General features: G+C 41.2%; 14 protein-coding genes. 9 read left to right on the top strand and 5 right to left on the bottom strand.

The features are described from left to right. Positions 1 to 241: 241 nt before the first annotated feature. Positions 242 to 5,674 carry a type I polyketide synthase gene (locus tag H6G92_RS09750; RefSeq protein ID WP_190893207.1) on the bottom strand — a complete coding sequence of 1,811 codons (5,433 nt, stop codon included), beginning with the start codon at positions 5,672 to 5,674 and terminating at the stop codon, positions 242 to 244. A gap of 223 nt (positions 5,675 to 5,897) precedes the next feature. Continuing rightward, on the bottom strand, positions 5,898 to 6,176 hold the full coding sequence (locus tag H6G92_RS09755; RefSeq protein WP_190893209.1) for a hypothetical protein: 279 nt from the start codon (positions 6,174 to 6,176) through the stop codon (positions 5,898 to 5,900). Positions 6,177 to 7,861: 1,685 nt separating this feature from the next. On the opposite strand from H6G92_RS09755, the gene H6G92_RS09760 reads away from it, so the two are divergent. From H6G92_RS09760 to H6G92_RS09790, 7 genes are all read left to right on the top strand, one after another. Next, positions 7,862 to 9,070 carry an ABC exporter membrane fusion protein gene (locus H6G92_RS09760; protein ID WP_190893211.1) on the top strand — a complete coding sequence of 403 codons (1,209 nt, stop codon included), beginning with the start codon at positions 7,862 to 7,864 and terminating at the stop codon, positions 9,068 to 9,070. 60 nt (positions 9,071 to 9,130) lie between these two features. Further along, the gene (gene devC / locus H6G92_RS09765) at positions 9,131 to 10,309 is read left to right on the top strand and encodes an ABC transporter permease DevC (protein ID WP_190893213.1); all 1,179 of its coding nucleotides are present in this window, start codon (positions 9,131 to 9,133) and stop codon (positions 10,307 to 10,309) included. Positions 10,310 to 10,518: 209 nt separating this feature from the next. Next, positions 10,519 to 11,523 (top strand): NAD-dependent epimerase/dehydratase family protein, encoded by a 1,005-nt coding sequence (locus tag H6G92_RS09770; protein WP_190893215.1) that lies wholly within the window; start codon positions 10,519 to 10,521, stop codon positions 11,521 to 11,523. A 307-nt stretch (positions 11,524 to 11,830) separates the two neighbouring features. Further along, positions 11,831 to 12,835 carry a glycosyltransferase family 2 protein gene (locus H6G92_RS09775; protein WP_190893217.1) on the top strand — a complete coding sequence of 335 codons (1,005 nt, stop codon included), beginning with the start codon at positions 11,831 to 11,833 and terminating at the stop codon, positions 12,833 to 12,835. 59 nt (positions 12,836 to 12,894) lie between these two features. Beyond that, complete coding sequence (locus H6G92_RS09780) at positions 12,895 to 13,362, top strand: DUF2141 domain-containing protein (protein ID WP_190893219.1); 468 nt, start codon at positions 12,895 to 12,897, stop codon at positions 13,360 to 13,362. A 128-nt stretch (positions 13,363 to 13,490) separates the two neighbouring features. After that, the gene (locus tag H6G92_RS09785; RefSeq protein ID WP_190893221.1) at positions 13,491 to 14,777 is read left to right on the top strand and encodes a glycosyltransferase; all 1,287 of its coding nucleotides are present in this window, start codon (positions 13,491 to 13,493) and stop codon (positions 14,775 to 14,777) included. A gap of 414 nt (positions 14,778 to 15,191) precedes the next feature. Further along, positions 15,192 to 16,469 (top strand): glycosyltransferase, encoded by a 1,278-nt coding sequence (locus tag H6G92_RS09790; protein WP_190893223.1) that lies wholly within the window; start codon positions 15,192 to 15,194, stop codon positions 16,467 to 16,469. 429 nt (positions 16,470 to 16,898) lie between these two features. Here the strand turns inward: H6G92_RS09790 and H6G92_RS09800 are convergent, their stop codons facing one another. The 3 genes from H6G92_RS09800 to H6G92_RS40235 form a co-directional block, all read right to left on the bottom strand. After that, positions 16,899 to 17,546 carry a response regulator gene (locus tag H6G92_RS09800; protein WP_199344757.1) on the bottom strand — a complete coding sequence of 216 codons (648 nt, stop codon included), beginning with the start codon at positions 17,544 to 17,546 and terminating at the stop codon, positions 16,899 to 16,901. A gap of 386 nt (positions 17,547 to 17,932) precedes the next feature. Then, positions 17,933 to 19,309, bottom strand: coding sequence for a sensor histidine kinase (locus H6G92_RS09805; protein ID WP_190893228.1), 1,377 nt, complete (start codon positions 19,307 to 19,309; stop codon positions 17,933 to 17,935). 223 nt (positions 19,310 to 19,532) lie between these two features. Beyond that, entirely contained in the window at positions 19,533 to 19,667 is a 135-nt protein-coding gene (locus H6G92_RS40235; RefSeq protein WP_277926732.1) for a hypothetical protein, read from the bottom strand. Positions 19,668 to 19,726: 59 nt separating this feature from the next. On the opposite strand from H6G92_RS40235, the gene H6G92_RS09810 reads away from it, so the two are divergent. Then, positions 19,727 to 20,272, top strand: coding sequence for a hypothetical protein (locus H6G92_RS09810; RefSeq protein WP_190893230.1), 546 nt, complete (start codon positions 19,727 to 19,729; stop codon positions 20,270 to 20,272). Between the two features lie 5 nt (positions 20,273 to 20,277). Beyond that, positions 20,278 to 21,117, top strand: coding sequence for a sulfotransferase family protein (locus tag H6G92_RS09815; RefSeq protein ID WP_190893232.1), 840 nt, complete (start codon positions 20,278 to 20,280; stop codon positions 21,115 to 21,117). Positions 21,118 to 21,175: the final 58 nt, after the last annotated feature.

The raw sequence follows: 21,175 nt of genomic DNA on the forward strand, positions 1-21,175 counted from the left end.
TGAATACCTGCATAAATTGGGTTTTTTGATATACGAACCGCAAAGGGCGCAAAGGACGCAAAGTAAGAGAAATAGGCAATATTCTTGTAGTAGCAAGAAAGTAAAAAGATACTAATAGCAGTCTTAAAAATTTGTGAAATTCTCTGTTTATTTCTTTTCTTTGCGCTCTTTGCGTCCTTTGCGGTTCGGTAAAAACAGGAATTTTCACAACTCAAATAAGACTGCTATATCAAAGAACTAATTAATCGGCGATAATGGTGACTCGTCCTTGTGAGCCGTAGCCAACTTCACTTATATAAAGGTTGGGATCGTGAAGTTCGGCGATGATGTTTTGTACTGACTGTTTAGCATCAAGTCTGGGGCTTAGGTCGATCGCACGAGTAAATACTTTTGGCCATTCCCATCTCAGAGTTTTGGTTAATCCAAATAAACCAGCGCCGATCGCACCGAAGTTGACTTTGTACTCTAACCCAAAGGCTCCATCAAGGTGAGCAACTGTGCAGAAACAACTACGTCCATGCTTTGCGGCTTCGTTTAGAGAGGGTTTCAGGTGTTTCGCCATCAAAAATACGTGCTTGACGATCGCCTTTTCTGATTCGTTATAAGAAATACTTCCGGTGTGATTTCCTACAAACATCGGATGGAGATGGATGAAGGCCCCAATCGTTCCGCAGTGAGATGCGATCGCTTGCAATTGTTGTTGGAGATGTTCTTCACTCAAGTTTGCTAAGGTGACGCGGGTTACTCCTGTGGGTAAGGGCGCTTGCTGGGCGATGAGCGATTGGGGGAAGCTGATAACTACTACTTTCCAGCCTTTCTCGATTAGGGATTCAGTTAATTTATAGGTGGTGAGGGAACCATCATCGGTGATTAAACCGATGTGTCCCTCTGGTAATGGGAAATCCAAGTAATCTGGCTGTGGTAGACTTCTGAGTTTGACCGGATGGCGCTGGATAGTATGCTCTAATTCCGGTGGTTGTTGGACAAACTCAGGCTCAGACTTTTTTTTTTCACCTCCAGCCAACTGCTGTAGGTAATCGACTATTTGACCGATGGTGCGGAGGTCTCCAAGTTCTTCGATATTTGGCTTGGGTAAGTTGGGGTACATTTCTTGCATCGCCCCTAAGATTTCTACCCGTTTAATCGAGTCAATTCCTAAATCAGCCTCCATGTCCATTTCCAGTTCCAGCATCTCGACTGGATAGCCGGTCTTATCGCTGGTGATGGCTAACAGGGTTTCACCTAAGTTTGCAAATTCATCACTTGTAGCGGGAGCAACTTCTGGTTCTGGAGTGAATGCGACAACTACGCTTGGTTCCGGTGCAGCGACTACCTCAACTACTGGTGCAGCTTTTACTGGAATCTCAGTTACTTGTTGTATTTCGTGAACTGCAATTTCTACCGAAACACTTTTGGAAGCGTGAGATTGCAGATACTCGACAACTTGACCAATGGTGCGTTTTTCTGACAGTTCTTCTAAATTGGGCTTGGGTAGGTTAGGGTACATTTCTTGTAGCGCCCCTAAGATTTCCACCCGTTTGATAGAGTCAATCCCTAAATCAGCCTCCATGTCCATGTCCATTTCCAGCATTTCGACTGGGTAGCCGGTCTTGTCGCTGGTGATGGCTAAGAGGTTTTTATCCAAGTCAACAATATCGATGGTTGCGCCAGATACAGGTGCAGCAGTTGTAGGTGCTGGTTCTGCAACAACTTCCTTGACTGGAGGTGAGCTAATTTTAACTACAACCTCAGCTTGAGGTTCTACTATTGGGACAGGTGGCGCGACTACAGGCTCAACTGTCTCGACAGTGGCGAAATGGGGCGTAGGAAGTGGGGAGTAGGAAGTTTCAGATACAGGCTCTACAGCAGCCGGCAGAGGTGCTTGGGTAACATTTAAGCCATTTTTAGCTACAGGCTCAGTTACAGGCAAAGGCTGGCTTTCTACTATTTTGGTAGTAGCGGGTACTGGTGCATCAGTAACAGTTGTTTCTGTTGTGAATGAAGTGAAATGATGTTTTACCTCATTTAATTTCTCTGTTAGTTGACTTGCTCCCTCACCTGAGATGATTTGAGAATACTCTTGCTGGATGAGTTGGAAAAAGCTCTTAGTATATTCCAGTTGCTCTTGGAGATATTGCTCATGGATGCGTAGGGTTTCACCTTGTTGGGAATGAAACTGCATCATGCTACGCTCTAAGCTTTCCATGACAACTAGCTTCATTTTGGCAGTTTCGGCTGTTGATTTACTTTCGCTCAACAAGGAATTCTGCTGCTGCATCAGTTGGAAAAACGCTTTGGCGTATTCCATTTGATGGTTGAGATAAGTACCGTGAACTTGTAAATTCTCGGCTTGATTTTCCTGGAACTGTGTCAGGAGATATTCTAAACTTGCTAAAAGTTGTTCGTAATTTGTAAGTTTTTCTGGTGTTGGTTGCATCTTAGATTCCTGGACTGGTTGTGACAGGGTAACAGGATTCATCTGTTGCTCTGGCTGGGTGATGATACTAGCAGTCACACCGTTCATTGCTGGGGTAAGTTTTTTATGTCCGTTAGTCTCTATCACTGCTACAGGTGGAGTCACACCTGGGCTAGTAAACAAAGGAGCCGCAGTTTCAGAATATTCAGGGGTGGGAAGGTTTGCTGTCACAGCAGGTAATGTGACTTTGTGCCCATCCTGCAAAGCTAGAGCAAAGGCGTTTTTCGTTTTTTCGGATCTGTAGTTGATGCCGTTTAAACGGACATTTAATGTCTTCTTCGTCTCAATTGGGGGGATAGTTTGGGGAAGTTGGTAAGGATCGAGGTTATTCAAAGCCAAACCAATCACTCGCAATTGCACAACTGCTTCTCGCAAGGAGCGATCGCTATTCTTTTGAGTGCTAGGGTTCAAAGATACGGTGATGTGTGGGCGATCGCCAAGAATCTCTTTCACTAAGTTACTAAGAATTCTCCGAGGCCCAAATTCAACAAAGCAAGTACCACCCGCCGCATAGATATTTTCAATTTCCTGCTTAAACAGCACTGAGTTGGAAAGGTGCGTTTCCAGAATCTTTTGAATACCTTGGGCTTCCTTGGGATACTGCTTACTAGTAACGTTGCTGTAAACAGGGATTTTGGGACTTTGGAATTTAACTGACTTGGTAGCGATCGCAAAGGATTTCTGAGCAAAGGCAATTAGCGGTGTATGGAACGCTGCTGATACAGGTAGCAATACAGCTGTATATCCTTTCTCGTGTAAAGCCTCTTTGATTCTCGCTATTTCTGCGGTCGGCCCAGCCAAGACAAATTGAGTTGGAGAATTTTGATTAGCGATCGCAACCTGGGGAAAATGTCTCAGCACTGCTTCCACTTTGCTGATATCTTCTTTGACAGCCAACATACTTCCCGCATCATGATCTGGATCTTCAGGTGCAGCCATTGCTTGACCCCTAGCTTTCACTAAGAACAAGTAATCTTCAGTACTCAAAACCCCCGCAGCCCATAGTGCGGTTAGTTCACCAAAGCTATGTCCCGCCACAAAATCTGACTTAAATCCAGCTTGTTGCAGTATGCTGTACATCCCTGCACTCAACACCCCGATGGCTGGTTGAGCGTATTCTGTGCGTTGCAAAGCAGCAATTTGGACATTTTTTTCTGCCTCTCCAAACACAGGATGAGGAAAAACGATTTCTGACAACGGTTGCAAATTATCTTTGAGTAACAGGCTATCCATATAACCATGAAGACGGCGCATCAAAGGAAAATTCATCACCAGTTCGCGTCCCATCTCCAGGTATTGCGAACCTTGCCCAGAAAATAGAGAGACAACTTTTCCGCCCAACTCCATACCAGAGGAACGGTAATAAATCCCTTGGGGATGCTCCCAAGATGCTGCTGAACCTTTGAGTTTCAGCCAGTCAATGCTAGTTTGCAGGAACTTGCAAGCTTCTTCCAGATTCTCAGCTACAAACCCAAATCTGGCAGCAGAAAGGGGAATTTGTTGTGATTTGCACTCATTGACTAATTGTGCGTAATGTGTAGGTGCATCTGGCGATCGCAACTTACCTAAAATCTCTTCCGACTTGCTCAACAATTGCTCTACTGTGGGAGCAAACAACAGCACTTCACTAGCGCCACTGTGTAAGCGGTAAGCGGCGTTTTGGTCGGCTTCATATTCTTCCAAAACAACGTGATAGTTGGTTCCGCCAAATCCAAAAGAACTGACACCCGCACGTCTTGGCGCTTCCCCTTCTGGACGAATCCAAGGTCTGGTTTGGGTATTCAAATAAAAGGATGAATTTTTAATGTTGAGTTTGGGGTTCGGCTCGGTGATGTTAATTGTCGGCGGTAAAACTTTGTGATGTAAAGCCAAAGCAGTTTTAATCAAACTCGCCGCACCCGCAGCCGCTTTTGTGTGTCCGATTTGTGATTTCACACTACCCAAAGCGATGTGCTGCTTTTTGTCATCATGTACATCAAAGAAGTCTTTTAAAGAACCGAATTCTGTCGGATCTCCAGCCATTGTACCTGTACCATGTGCTTCCATCAAACCAACAGTAGCGGGAGAGAAGCCGGCATCTTCATAAGCACGTTCTAAGGCTTTAACTTGACCTTCTTTGCGAGGAGCATAAATACTCTTATAACGCCCATCGCTGGAAGTACCAATACCTTTAATTACGGCATAGATTTTATCGTTGTCCCGTTCAGCATCTTCTAACCGTTTGAGGACAATCATCCCGATGCCTTCACCCAGCATCATCCCATCAGATTTAGCATCGAAAGGTTTGACATTTTCACTGGGAGAAACCGCCGGTGTTTTGCTAAACGAGATGTAAGCCATGATGGTGTTATCGGTATCAACGCCACCAGTCAGCATCATGTCAGAACGATGTTCAACTAGTTCGCTAATTGCCATTTTTAAAGCACCAAAGGAACTAGCACAAGCGGCATCAACTACACAATTCATCCCGCCAAAGTTTAGGCGATTGGCAATTCTACCCGCAACTACGTTAGCTAACATTCCAGGGAAAGCGTTCTCATCCCACTTCACATAAGCGCTTTTGATTTTATCAACGATTTTTTTGGTATCTTCATCGGATAAACCACTGCTTTTAAGCGCTTTTTCCCAAATTGGATATTCCAATCTCGCAGACAGTGGCATTCCTAATTGCTTGGCCATAGCCACGCCTAAGATTACCCCAACCATCTCGCGGTTAAACTCACGTTTTTCGCCATAACCTGCATCTTCCATCGCTTCTTTCGCAACTACTAAACTTAATAGTTGCGATACATCTGTGACTTCCAAAATGCTGGGTGGTATACCGAATTCCATCGGGTTAAAATCTACCTCTGGAAGAAACCCGCCTCTTTTACAATAGGTTTTATCTTCAGTAGTTCTAGGATTCGGATCGTAATAATCTTCGACGCTCCAATGTGTGGAAGGAACATCAGTAATACAGTCAATTTTGTTTACAATATTTTGCCAGTATTCCCGCAAATTTCTGGCTTGAGGCAATAGAGAAGCCATCCCAACAATGGCAATAGGATTGTGTTGTAATTGTCTGTTAATTTTGTTGATTGACACTGATTTATCTGGTTTCATTTTTTTTCCCTCGATAGACTTAATTACAGCCTGTTCACAATTATTGACAAGGCTCTCTAACTCCGCTAAGGCAGTATCAATTGAATAAGCAGACATAGGGCATAGTGAGTACTGTGAATTGTGTAGCTACAGTAATTTCTGTTGCCTACTAATAATCAAAAACTCTGGTTTTGTAAGCAGTTAGCTATCCTATCTCCGCTAAATGCTTGTTTCCAAATCGACACCACACGACACATACTGCCAGGGTAAAGCCTTATGTTTCCAGGCGACTTTGGCATACTGCGTAGGCGTAGCCCGTCGTAGACATCGCGAAAAAATGTTATCCAACGCTAGACTCTTGATATTGTGGCAATAGGTCGATGACGTTGTTAAAACTGGTAAAATAGTTTTGGAGTGTAATAGCTGCTTGACCAGTGAATTCAATGCATTTGTAATAGTAGAGATTTTGAGCAATGGTATCCCACTGGAACGATGAAAATTGAGGAGTAGCTAAAGAAACAGAAACGCTTTTATCACCCGGAACCGTTTGATTATCTAGCCTGACCACAGCAACATACCTGTTGTTAATGACAAAATTCTGTATCTTGATAAATGTCATAGCCAGTTTCAACGTCCGGGATAATATATCTTATGGGATTTGACCCAGGAAAGTTGATAAGTTCGTTACAGAAGAGACACCACCTTTAATCCGAGTTTATGCAAGTTTAAAAAGTAATTAAACGATCACAAGGTGAGGAATAAGCAGTTATCTTTAGTTATTTTTAATTTTAAAATTCAAATTAAATAACTAGGTTGCTTAACTGCTTTTAAGCATTGAATTAATAAAAACAATAGCACACTTTATAGAAACTAAATCATTCCTTTAAAGTTATTTTATAAATAAACTTCCATTCTTCCTGTTGTGAATTTTGAATAAAATTCAGCATAAAAGTATAATTTATGACTATATAAATGTGTGAGATATTTTGTTATCTACGGGTTAGCCAAAAATTTGTGCTGGATTAAGTTATCAATGCAAATGTGTTGTCTAGTAAGTAACAATTCCATGAATACATAAATAAATTGAATAACCATAAGTATGTTTTCTCAGAGAAACATGATAATTGAGTCAAAGTTTGTGGTTATTTTTCAATATAAGTCAAGTTAAAACCCAAAGTGGTTATTTATAAAGCAAATATTAATTTTTAGTATGTTGCTTGATAAACATAATCATGATTACATCATTTCAAAGAGCGTTTAAGTACGCTAGGGCAATGGAATTCGCGGAGTTCACGGGCACATAAACATAGACGCTTTCAGCGAACCCGCAGGGTAGTCCGCCTCCGCGGACTAAGGAAAATTGGGTGTTTGAAACCCACGAACCTAAGAGGATGTTTGAAAAGTCCTTTTGTCGGTATCAAATAGTTTTAGATCCCCCTAAATCCCCCTTAAAAAGGGGGACTTTGATTCCGGTTCCCCCCTTTTTAAGGGGAGCGACTGGCGTGGGTTAGGGGGGAGGTAAAAGTGCCTAAAGTCACAGCGAAACACTTTTCAAACAACCCCTAACCCCCTTTCCGACGCGGGAAGCGGGAAAATTCAAAGTCTCTCTCCTAAAAAGAGAGAGATTTAGAGAGAGGTTTTCTAGATACCGTAAAAAATCAGATACAGGTGGGTAAAACCTCGTGTAAACGTAGTTTATAACTGCCCTTTAATTACTATGAAGAAAGCTGATAAGAATGTCTTATAGTACACAACCTTAATAGCAACAATCTGTTAGTAATATCAAATATGCTTGATAATTAACCATCTATTGGAATTTAATTAGCAGATGAGTGATTAGTGATGAGTAAATTTATTCAGTCTCTAATCTTACTTTGATGAGATATTGTAGTGATAGAATCAGAAATTATGCAAAGTTAATCCGTTGACAAAAATCAATTTTAATGGCATTGTAATAACAAGTTTATTCCAACTTTGATTTATTTTTTACTAGCGCTTCATAGTTCTTGAAAGTTAAGTTTTTCGGTTAGTGCTATTGTATTTTACGCTACTGGATTAAATGTAAACATAGGATATAACTTAGGAAGCTTTGAAGTAACACCACCATTAATTTTCACGCCACAATAGTGAGTTTGGGCGGCAAAAGCGTACAACAATTCATATAAAACCAATTTAGACGCATCCACTTTATTAAGGTAGAAACCCTAGAGGGCAAGTCCTCTTGGTAATTTGCGGATGAGTCTATATCTAATCGACTAAATAATAACCAGGCTATCCCCTAGAAAACAGAATTGGAATGAAAATATGGCAGTAAATAAAGAAAGCCGATTATTCACAAAACCCGTAGGGCGATCGCAAGTAATTTTAGCAGCTTCTCTCACTTTGGCGGCGGGATTAATAGCTTTTTATAGTTTGGTACCACTTTGGTCTAAACCTAAAGTTGAGACACCGCCAGCAAATCCTCCCAAGGCTGTCGCTCCTGCAAAAGTTGCTGTGACTGCTTTAGGACGTTTGCAGCCAGAAGGTGAAGTTACTTCATTGAATGCTCCTAATTCAAATAATGGGGTGCGAGTAGAAAGACTGTTGGTGAAAGAAGGCGATGCGGTAAAAGCAGGGCAATTACTGGCATATCTAGAAAATTATGGTCGTTCTAGAACAGCCTTACAACAGGCTTTAGACCAACTGCAAGTTGCCAAAGCTAAACTAGCGCAGGTTAAATCTGGAGCTAAAACCGGAGATATCGATGCTCAAAAGGCAGCGATCGCTCGTTTAGAGCCACAATATAAAGGGGATGTTGCCACCCAAGAGGCGACAATCGCCCGCATCCAGGCTGAGGTAGACAATGCTCAAGCCGAAAATGATCGCTATCAGCAATTATATAAACAAGGTGCGATCGCGGCTTCTGTAGCAGATACCAAAGCTTTGCAACTAAAGACTACACAACAGCAACTTACAGAAGCCCAAGCGACTCTCAAGCGGACTCAAGACACATTCCAAGAACAACGCAAGCAAGCACAAGCACAACTCACCAGTATTAGCGAAGTGCGTAGTGTAGATGTTCAGGTAGCACAAACCGAAGTCAACAGTGCAACAACTTCTGTTCAACAAGCAAAAGCCGACTTGGATTTAAGTTACATCAAATCTCCCATAAATGGCAAAATTTTGAAAATTCATGCCAAAACCGGAGAAGTAATCAGCACCAGCACAGGATTTGCTGAGATAGGTAAGACATCTCAAATGTATGTGATTGCAGAGGTGTATCAAACCGATGTTCAAAAAGTGCGTGTAGGACAAAAAGCCACAATTAACAGCACTGCATTTACTGGAACATTACAGGGAACTGTGAAAGAGATTGGTTGGCAAGTTGACAAGCAAAGCATCTTCAGCCTCAACCCTGGTTCAGATACAGACCGCAGAATAATTGAGGTAAAAATCTCTATCGACAATCCCGCAGATAGTGAGCGGGTGGCTCGTTTAACCAACTTACAGGTTGATGTCGCCATTCAGATTTAGTAATTGGTCATTAGTCATTTGTGAATGACAAATGACAAATAACAACTAAGAAATAAATTCATGATTTTCAAAATTCCTTTAGCATGGCTACAGCTAGCCCAGCAAAAAGTTCGTTTACTAGTAGCTGTAGCCGGGATTGGTTTTATTGTGCTGCTAATGTTTGTGCAACTTGGTTTTCAAGATGCTCTCTATTCAAGTGCAACGGCAGTACATCAGAATCTCAAAGGAGATTTATTTTTAGTTAGTTCGCAATATAAATCTTTGACCTCAAATCAAAGTTTTTCGCGGACTCGTTTGTACCAATCCCTGGGGTTTGATGGCGTAGAGTCAGTTAGCCCCATGTATTTGCAATTTGCCAAATTGAAAAATCCGGCAACTGGTGAGAAATATTCAATATACGTTATTGGTTTCGATCCAGGCAGACCTGTGATAAATCTCCCAGAAGTTGAGAAAAATTTAGATAAACTCAAAACTCCCGATGTCATGCTTTTTGACCGGGGTTCTCGCCCAGAATTTGGCCCAATAGCTGAAAAATTTAATGCGGGAGAGACTGCACAGACAATTGAAATATTTCCCTTCAATTCATTAATTGGTTATCGAGTGAGAATTGGTGGCTTATTTACATTAGGGCCATCCTTTGGGGTAGACGGCAATTTACTTGTCAGTGACTCAACTTTTTTGAGGATAAATCCTAATACTCGTCCGGCAGATATGATTGATGTCGGTTTGATTTCCCTCAAACCTGGTACTAATGCAGTAACAGTACTAAAAAATTTGCAAGCAAGTTTGCCTAATGATGTCCAAGTTTTTACCCGCCAAGGCTTCATTGATTTTGAGAAACAATACTGGGCTGTCAGAACACCCATTGGTTTTATTCTTAACTTGATGTTGACAATGGCTGCGGTTGTTGGAGTGGTTATTGTTTATCAAATTCTTTACAGCAATATTGCTACACAGTTCGTTGCTTATGCCACTTTAAAAGCTATAGGTTATGCCAATAGTTACTTATTAAATGTGGTATTCCAGCAAGCTTTAATTTTGGCAATTTTAGGTTACATCCCAGGATTTATAACTTCTGTTTTGTTGTATAGTTTTGCAGCAGAAGCAACTAAATTACCAATAGTTATGACCACTAATAATGCACTAATTGTCTTAACCTCAACAGTATTAATGTGTATAACATCAGGAGCGCTTGCTATTAACAAACTCCGCTCCGCAGATCCAGGAGATATTTTCTAGCTATATCTTACCAACAAAATAATCAAATTATTTTGCCCTGATATAGATTCATAACTAAACATTGGTGCAGCCTCTCCACAGAAAAATTGCTCTTTATACCCATTTTAGATTTTAGGTTAAAAGACTTTACCAAAACTCCAATTTGGTATAACTTTGAAATCTTTGATCTAACAACTCAAATTCACCTATTTAACAATAAACCCAAATTTATGAACCTCAAAAACAAAACTCTCCTAATTACTGGGATTGATCAACTTGTCGGTTTGCGTACAGCCGAGTTGGCTATAGCTCAAGGAATGAATGTTCGTGGATTGCAAAGTTCTACGGAAAAGAACAAACAATTACAGAATTTAGGTGTTGAAGTAATTATTGGTAGTATCACCGATTCTACTATTGCTCAAAAGGCTTGCCAGGGAGTAGATATTGTTTTACATGCAGATCAAATTGCCGAAGAAGCTGGCGCAATTAACCATTTTCGTGATGTCAATGTTGGCGGTACTGTCAACATAGCTAAAGCCGCTAAACAGGCTGGTATCAAAACATTTGTGCATCTATCCAGCGTGATGGTCTACGGTTTCAACTATCCTAATGGTGTTACAGAATTCGGGCCACTCTCTGGCGAAAATAATCCCTATTGTCAAACAAAAATAGAAGCCGAAACAGCGCTCTTAGAACTGAATAATCCCCCAGATTTTGGCATTATCATTATTCGAGCCGGAGATGTTTACGGCCCAGGAAGTATCCCCTGGATAGTCAGACCAATTCTGATGATGCGTCAAAAATTATTTGCCTGTGCCAATGATGGTAAAGGAGTAATGAATCATGTATATATAGATAACCTGATTGATGGCATCTTTCTAGCGATAGAAAAAGAAACCTATGGTGAAATATTTAATATCACCGACGGCCAAGAAACTTCCTGGAAAGAGTATTTTATGCGTTTAGCAGCAATGGAAGGTTTACAAGCGCCCCTTTCATTACCTAAAGATGAAATCAAGTTGTTTCTAAAGCTACGCGTTCAAGGACAAAAACTTTTTCGCAAAAAAGTTGATATCCTACCAGAGTCTATAGATTTTATGACTCGTCCTTATGCTTGTTCCATTGCCAAAGCACAAAGCCTGTTAAATTATAAACCAACAATTGACCTAGAAGAAGGAATGCAGCGAACACATGAATGGCTGCAAAAAACAGATATCCAAAGCTTGATGAAATAGACCACAGATTTTTTAGAACCATTGTTAGGAGTTAGGAGTTAGGAGTTAGGAGTTAGGAGTTAGGAGTTGGGAGTTAGGAGTTAGGAGTTAGGAGTTAGGAGTTAGGAGTTAGGAGTTAGGAGTTAGGAGTTGGGAGTTGGGAGTTGGGAGTTAGGAGTTAGGAGTTGGGAGTTGGGAGTTAGGAGTTAGATATGAAGTATCAAAATATTTTGACTTCTGGATTCTGAATTATTACGTTGCATCTGCCTAACAATTATCTGCAATTAAGCATAAAATAATCCACAGATTTTCCGAATACTTGTTTTATATGAGTAGCAATCAGCCACGATTGAGCATCGGATTACCTGTATATAATGGTGAAAAATTTATCAAAGAAGCCATAGATTCACTCTTGGCTCAGACCTTTGAAGATTTTGAGCTAATTATTTCAGATAATGCATCTACAGATAAAACTGAAGAAATTTGTAGAGCATACGCCGAACAAGACCAACGTATCTGTTACTACCGCAATGACAAGAATATCGGTTGCGCCCGTAACTTTAATCGCGTCTTTCAATTGTCTTCGGGTGAGTACTTTAAGTGGGCAGCCTATGATGATCTACATGCTCCAGATTTTATCAAGAAGTGTGTTGAGGTGCTTGATCAAGACCCTAGCATAATCTTGTGTCACTCCCATACATATTTCATTGATGAACAGGGAAATTTCCTCCAAAACTACGATATCAAACTCAAGGCAGATGCACTAAAACCACACAAACGTTTTCACGAATTGCTGACCAAACATTTGTGTTATCAATGTTACGGAGTAATTCGCGCCAGCGCCCTGAGAATGGTACCGCCTATGGGTGGTTACGGTAATGCAGATGGAATTCTCTTGTTAAGGCTTGGTCTTCTTGGTAGGTTTTATGAAATCCCTGAATACCTATTTTTTGCCAGAAGTCATCCGCAACAATCAATGAGTATGTTCTTTCCAAATTACTTGTTGTTTTCTGACAAAAGCCAAAAACCATTATTGAGTATGCTGCCTGATTTTTATGCATATGCAGTGTGGTTTGATTCAGCAAATAAAGGACAAATTTTGTTGCCGCATTGGAGAATAATCTGGGAGTATTTACTTTCCATATGGCGTAGTCATCTAAGTCTGTATGAGCGTCTTTGTTGCCATATAAGTCTCCAACAGCAGCTAAAAGGGACAGAATATCTTTTACTGAAAGATTTGCTGAGAGTACTGCAATTAATTTGGAAAAGTTGGCAAGTTGCATTAGTTAAAAAAACAGCAAGTAAGACTTTGAACGAATCACTTCAGAAATAGAAGCTGTGTTTTCTAGCTTCTTCTCAATCCCAAAATCACTTATTTTTCACTACAAAATTATGCTGAAACTTTCTCCGATATCTCATGTTTTGCTTGCTACTTTAGTAAGCATCAGCTTTGCTAAAACAGTTAATGCAGAGCCAAGTGCAACACTTAGTGTTGTGGTAAATGGAATACAACACCAAAAAGGTGAGATTTGCTTCAGAGTTTACGCAAGTGAAAAAGGATTTCCGATGAGTAATACTAGTGAAGCTCAAAGTGGCTGTGCTAAGATTACTGGCAATTCTGTAAAAAAAGAATTTTCCGGTTTGAAGCCTGGAACTTATGCTGTCGCCGTAGTTGACGATCAAAATGGCGATCGCAAACTCAATAAAGACTTTTTCGGTATTCCTCAAGAAGGTTTTGGGATTTCCAAAAATCCAACTGTGTCTATACAAACAGGTACACCAAAGTTTCGTGATGCCAGTTTTGTTGTAAACAAAAATACAACTGTCAACATTATCATGAAATATTCGCTGGATTCGTAAAGTGAACAGGGGACAGAATATTCCCTGTCCCCTGTTGCTTCTCCTTTAATGACCAATTCTTCTGAATTACGGTTTAGATCACACCTACATATAAACAAGCTGATATTCTACCGGAGACTAAAAATTTAATGGAAGATTTGGCGATATTTCTGTCTAAGTCTTTGATGGGTTGGCTGGTTATTCAGGTGTGTTTAACGCTTGTTTTTATATGGTATCTGCGCTCATCTAAAAAAAACTTATTGCCAGATGACCAGTTGCCCAAAACCGCAGTGATTCTTTGCCTACGCGGAGCCGATCCGTTTTTGCCTAGATGTTTGCGATCGCTCCTAAATCAAAACTATCCACAGTATGATTTAAAGTTGATCGTTGATAGTCACGAAGATCCCGCTTGGAAAATTGCCAGTGAAACCATCACAGAGCAAGAAGCGACCAATGTTCAAATCAGCCCTTTGAGAATAGTACGCAACAATTGTAGTCTCAAATGCAGTTCTTTAATCCAAGCTGTTCGTGAGTTGGATGATTCTTACAAGGTGGTTGCCTTAGTAGATGCTGATACTATAGTCCATGTGAATTGGCTACGAGAATTAGTCAGTCCTCTAAGGGATGCTAAAGTTGGGGCGACAACAGGTAATCGTTGGTACGTACCGACAGGTAAGTATTGGGGATCGTTAGTACGCTACGCCGGTAATGTATCCACAGTAGTGCAAATGTTTCTCTTCCAAATTCCTTGGGGTGGAACTTTGGCTGTGAAAACAGAAGTGCTTCGCCAAACAGAACTGCTAGATAAGTGGGGACAAGCTTTAGGCGAAGATTTTATGATGCACGACATCCTCAAAAAACATGGGTTGCAGGTAAAGTTTGTGCCTTCGCTGCTGATAGTAAATCGTGAAGAGACTGATTTATTCAACTTAATAGACTATCTCAAGCGCCTCATTCTTTTTTCTCGACTGTATCACCCGCGTTGGTTAGCTTTAGTTAGTGAAGCTGTTTCTAGCATTTTGTTTCCTACTACAGTCATCATCTTAGTTCTTGAGTCGTTGTTAGAGGCAAAATGGGAAGCTGCGGCTCTGTTGTTAGGCTGCTATGGAGTCTATACTGTCGGGTTACTCTTGATAATGCTCGTGTTGGAATTAGAGATACAGCGAGTAGTTCGCTCTAATGACCAAGCGATGCCTACCGGCAAGCCGTTCCACGTCTACGCAAAATTATCAGCTGCTACAATCATCAAAATGTTGATTGCGATTCCGCTAACGCAGTGGGTTTATGGGTTAGCGATGTTATCATCCTTGTGGATATCAACAGTCACCTGGCGCGGTGTCGCTTATCGGGTTCAAGGGCCCTGGAATGTCCGGTTAGTGGAATATCGCCCTTATCAATGGTTGGATCAGCCTATTGATAGCAAGGTTTCTCTTTGAAATGAATCGCTAGATATGAACTAGGGCATGAAAGTTATTACACTAAACATTCCCTAGTCTTCAAATTATATTATCTTATATTTAGTAGAACTATATTAGCTATAACCCTTGCCAGAATACACGCTTTTTCTTGTTGATTAACAAAATGTATTTGCATTAAGGGCAAGGGTTTAGACAAGTATATTAAGGGGAATTTTGACTTAGTATTTTGGATGTTTTGATAGTTTGAATCCCGGTTTATAAACATCCGCTTCACAATCGACAATTTCGGCTAACTGAAAATGCGTAAATCCTTAGTCTAACTGTATTGGTGGGAATTTCTGAGCGAAAGAAATAATCAGGATGTTCATGAAACATTTGCTGCGTAAATCCTAAATTCAAAACCAGCATTTTCGTGAAATATTCCCCTTTATTATGACTAAGCAAAAACTTCACATTGCATTGTTTACAGGGTTGTATGCTCCTTTCTTGACTGGAGTTTCTGTTGCAGTTCACCAACGAGTTCGCTGGTTGCTAGAGCAGGGACATGAGGTTTTTTTAATCCATCCACAAATCAACGATCGCTACCCCAAAAATGTAGGCGATCGCCCCATGCCAGGTTTAGAGGAAATTCAGTCTTTCCCTAATTTCTCTGCTTACGCATTCCCCACACAACCACTGTTATTCTACAAGTCTCTTCCTCAACCATTGAACTATCGTCATTGGAGTGATACCAAGTTGCTGGAGAAATTCCAGCCTGACATTATCGTGGTTGAAGAAGCAGCGCAAATGAGAGGTTTATACTCATTTTTCTTGCAAGGTTATGGTCGTCCGATTGGCACCGAATACGGAAGACGAACAGGTACCCCAACAATATCACTCTTCCATACAGATATCGTTGCATATATCAAATATTACTTTGGGGATAAATTCTTTAGCTTAGTTCGTCCGATCATTCCTGCTTTAGTTAAGCAATTTAGTGAGTCTTATGACTTCAATTACTTTTCTTCTAAAGAACAACTCACTAAATACGAAGAATTGAAATGCCAACGGGCTGAATACGTTGCTTATCAAGGCATCGATTGCGAAAAATTTCACCCGCGAAACATTTGTTACAACCCCATTCCTAACGACAACCGACCAACTCTCTTGTTTGTCGGACGCATCACCCCCGAAAAGAATGTCAATCAACTGCTTGATATATTTCCACTCATCGCTGCCAAAATCCCTGATGTCCATCTGGTGATTGTTGGTAGTGGCCCGCTAGATGAGGAGATTCGGGAGCGTGCTAAAAAGTTTGGATCGGGTGTTACTGTATGGGGTGAGTCTCATGGTACAGAACTTTTAGGTTGGTTTGCCAGAGCGGATGTCTTTGTCAACCCCTCCGTCACCGAGAACTTTTGCACTACAAATAACGAAGCGTTAGCCTCTGGAACCCCTCTGGTTGCGGTTATTGCACCCTCAACCTCAGAACAGGTGTTTCCTGGTCGTAACGGCTTTCTTGCCCAACCCAACAACCCCATTGACTTCGCCCAAAGGGTAATTACAATTCTGGAAAATCCCGATTTGAAAGCAGATATGACTCGGCACGCTCGCCCTTCTATACTCGACTTTGATTGGTCGGCATGTATGCAAAAATTTGAAGACAAACTTTACCAAATCGTTGAAGGATCACAGAAGGTGGAGGCAAGTACAGGCAGTATAAGACGATAACGATAACAAACGCGATCGCTAGTATCTATAGTACTAGCGATCGCTAGCACTGCAACTTTTTGCACCAACGAGTTTTAGGATGAGCAAAAGCCGTGAATTGATAAAACTTTGAATTTTTCTCTTCTCTACCAAGCTGCAACTTAGATGCATTGACCTGCAACTTAGATGTATCGACTTGTACCTTAGTTGCATCGGTCTGCAACTTAGATACATCGACCTGCACCTTAGATACATTGACCTGCAACTAAGTTACATCGACTTACAACTTAGATGCATCGACCTGCAAAAATTAAACACCTTATTGGCGTGACAAGAGTAGTAATGTTGGCGTAGCCCACCGTAGGTATCGCTACTACTCTTGTTAAAATCAATTATCTTAAAACTTTGCAATATAAAATATTCAAAAGTAACTAAGTTGATTCACCAATACTAAAGACACCCAACTCGCACTGCTGTAGTTGCAGCCTCAGTGCGGTTCGTTACTCCTAACTTATTTAGTACCTGGCTGACATGATGTCTAATGGTAGAAGTACTCAATTTCATGCGTTGAGCGATCGCGTCATTACTCAATCCTAAAGCCAGCAGTGCTAACACCTCTTCTTGTCGCTTGCTCAGTTCGTAGACAGGTTGAGATGATGGTTTACTCGGTTGCAGCAAAGCCTGAATCACCTCTGCTGCCAACATAGAGCGACCGATCGCAGCGGCTCGTATGGCATCCGCCAACTCATCAATCGAGATACCCTTGAGCAAGTAGCCAATAGCTCCGGCTTGCATTGCTTGCTGTACCAAGTCGTTCGCTAGAAAACTCGTCAAAATTAAAACTTGAATTTCTGGGTATTTTTTGCGGATAGCTCTCGTTGCTTCTGCCCCATTCATCCCCACCATCATCAAATCCATCAGTACCACATCTGGCTGCAACTGTTCGCACAAATGTACTGCTTCATCTCCATTACGCGCTTCACCCACTAATTGAATGTCATCAAACGCCAGCAAGACAAATTTAATACCTCCCCGTAGGATTTCATGATCGTCAACAGTAATCACCCGAATCGGTTGCAATGATTTATCTTTTTCCATATATAAATCCGGGATATTAAAACTATTTTTAATACATTTACATTACATTATTCTTCCATTCCCAGTATTTATACGTGAGATTCTTAATCTTTAATTTTTTATTTATCGCCAGTCAATCACGAAAAAATCTTACGTTATATATAAGCCTGTCTTTTCTCAGTAAGTTGATGGAAATAAACATAACTATATTACAAAAAGCAAATACGCCTAAAACCCTTACCAATAAGCAATCAAAAAGAACAAATCACGCTTTTAATAGTTAATTTTATTTATGCTTATAGCGGTTATCGACAAGCGTGAAATACAATTTTGATCTCTCTCCAAACCTCTCTCCTTTTAGGAGAGAGGCTTTGAATTGTTCCCCCTTCCCGCTTCGGGAAGGGGGGTTAGGGGGTTAGGTCTATTTTTTTGATAGCGCTTGACCAACTCAGGACAATCTCAGTCCCCTTCCCTGGATAGCTTGACAAATCAAAAATAGCGCTGATGGACTCAGCCCGTTCTTTCATAATTGCTATGCCCAGATGACCAGATGGTGTTTTGTTGGAGTCAAAACCACAGCCATTATCGCTAATACGCAAGACTACTCCCTGTGAATCACCGTGGAGGCTGACTGATACAAGCGTTGCTTGGGCATGTTTCATAATATTGTTAAGTGCCTCTTGAGTAATCCGGTAGAAAACAAGTTTCACTTCATTAGACAAAGAACGATGATCGTCTTCCACCGTCGTTATTATCTGTAAACTTGCCCGTCCTTGAATTCCTTTAGTTAACTGCTGTAGCAATTCACCTAAAGGTTTCTCTACCAACCCGTTGGGACGCAACTCAATCAATAGATTCCGCATTTCTGCTAACGCCCCTTGTGTCAATTGGGCGAGTTCTTCTAATCCCTTTTGGGCTGTCTCTGGGTTGCGTTGCCAGACTCTAGGTAAAGCTTCGGCAATTGTCGCCACGGTAAACAATGTCTGCGATACTGAATCGTGTAAGTCACGCGCAAGACGATTTCGCTCCAGTTCCACAGCAATCTTGCGTAGCCGTTCGCTTTCCATCAATTGTTCGCGTAGCTTCACCGCTTGCATCAAGTCTTTGACCAGGTGTAAGCTCATAATTACCACGAAGGACAAAAATCCATATTCGCTGAGGTATAGAGATTTGAACACTCCCAAATCCATTAGGCGATCGTATTGAACAGTTCCGACAAAAATCGCCAGACTCAAACCCAAAATCAGTGCAGCTTGCTTTTCGCCACGTTTATATTGACGGTAACAGGCGTAAAAAGCGAAAACTACATTGCTGATGATACCTAAGAATTGGAACCCGAATAGAGGATTGAGTGTACCTTCTGGGTGGGTAATTGGTTCGCCCCAAGGCAAAGAGATCCTTGATAAGCTGCTAATCTTCGAGTAGAGAATCCCAGTTGGTGAAGCTTCGTTAATTAAGATGCAGATGATGTAGAGGCTATTCAGTGCCAACAGTAGGCGTACTGGCTTAAATTTAGTATATAAAGCCACAAACCAGACACAAGCAATTGTGAAAAGAAACCCTAAGGAAGATGCCAATTTTCTGGCATTTATATAATCTTCTACATCAGTGACTTTATATTTGGCTATAAGAGCCAAGATATAGCTAGCACACAGCAAGCAGGTTAACCCAAACCAGAAGTGCAGCGCAGATTTTAATCGCGCAGAAGCAATTAGCAGGTGTAATAGACCAACATACAGGCAAATGCCAGCAAATATACCCAAAAGGCTTGAAATAATAGTCATTACCTGATTTCACGAGAAACTTGTTTTATAGATAACCCAGTAATTTCACTGTACTTTACTGCTACTCGCGCAGATGAATGTTGATTCTGCAAATCAGAAAACAGAACGAAATTATAGATATATAGGATCAATGACCTAGTGCATTATAGGTCATTGATCCTAGTCAAAAATAGGACAACCATCCGATGCATTGATCAAGGCGATAGCTGTACAATCCATTACGTTAATGATTCAGCAAAGTTTTGGCGATCGCCTTGCCTCTGCGTTCAAAACCAACAGGTGTAAAAGCTTGTGCGCCAACACCACTTAGTAAAAATACTGTATTGCGTAGAGATGTTGCAATACAACTTCTCCACAAATGTTTAACTGAAAATACTCACAAAGTTATTAAATCTGTGTAATCAATTTCAAAAGAAAATGAATAAAATCTTGTCTTGCAAAACCTTGTTGTTTAGTTCTGTTATTGCTTCCACACTACTTGCCACACCTAATGTTGTTAGGAGTAATGAGTTGTCAGCACCAAAAACCAATGATAATACAGCACGTTGTCGCCAAAATGTCGGCGGTTCTTACCTGACAACAATCTTCAACTCAAATGGCACAATCGGATCGCGTGGAGTCATAACACTTACCAAAGACGGTATCTTTTTTGTCATTGACTCCAATCAAGGTGGTGTTACCAACGTCTTCAATCCCTTTAGCAATGGACAAGGTGCTTGGAAGTGCAATAGCAAAACTGGGGTCAGCGCCAGTTCAATTACCTTCGCTTTTCCAGGAAGTGCAGGATCTACTGGTAGCATTGCTCGCTCTGACTATCAAGCAAGCTTTAATCCCCAAACCCAGACAGTACAAGGGACTATTACACTACGTTTTTTCAGCCTTAATGCTAATCCCTTATTAAATAATGTCCCACCTGTAGCAACATTCAACTTCTCAGGGCAACAAATCAAAGCCGCCAATTAACCATAATGACTTCCAAAATCCATTTTATCTCCGGCTTACCTCGCTCAGGTTCCACCTTACTCGGAGCATTACTGCGGCAAAACCCCCGGTTTCATGCCAGCATGACTAGCCCCGTTGGTAGTCTGGTGAACCGAATGCTAGAAGCGATGAGTGAAGAGAATGAATATTCAGTCTTTATCACCCCTGAGCAAAAACGGGCATTAACCTTAACTATTTTTTCCACATATTACCAACCCGAAGCCGAAAAAGAAGTCATCTTTGATACTAATCGGCTGTGGTGTAGCAAATTGTCCTTAATTCAAGAGCTATTTCCTAGCTCAAAGGTGATTTGCTGCGTGCGGAATGTCGCTTGGATTATGGATAGCATCGAACGGCTGATTAGAAAAAACGCTTTTGATGTGTCGCGGATGTTTAATAATCCTGGTGAACGTTCCACAGTTTACACCCGCACCGAAGCCTTGAGTCAAGGGGGACGGTTAGTGGGGTTTGCTTATAACGCCCTTAAAGAAGCATTCTATAGCGAACACAGCGCCTCTTTGCTTTTGGTGGACTATGACTTATTGACCCAAGCACCTGATAAAACCCTATCGCTGATTTATCAATTTTTGCAGGAGGAACCCTTTGAGCATGATTTTGCCAATGTGGAATACGAAGCTGAGGAATTTGATAATCGGCTAAATACTAAGGGACTACATCAGGTGCGTCGCAAAGTCGAGTTTCAACCGCGACTGACGATTTTACCGCCAGATTTATTTACTCAGTATGATTCGTTGTCTTTTTGGAAAAACCCTAGCAATAGTCTGGCAAATGTAATTGTCGCCCAGCCAGTAGAAGCGGTGAGGTAATGAAGCTTTAAATTGTTCCTCTTTCCTAACAAGCTGTAACTTTGATACATCGACCTGC

The organism is Nostoc foliaceum FACHB-393 (assembly GCF_014698505.1).
In the GTDB taxonomy this organism is placed as follows: Bacteria; Cyanobacteriota; Cyanobacteriia; order Cyanobacteriales; family Nostocaceae; genus Nostoc; species Nostoc foliaceum_A.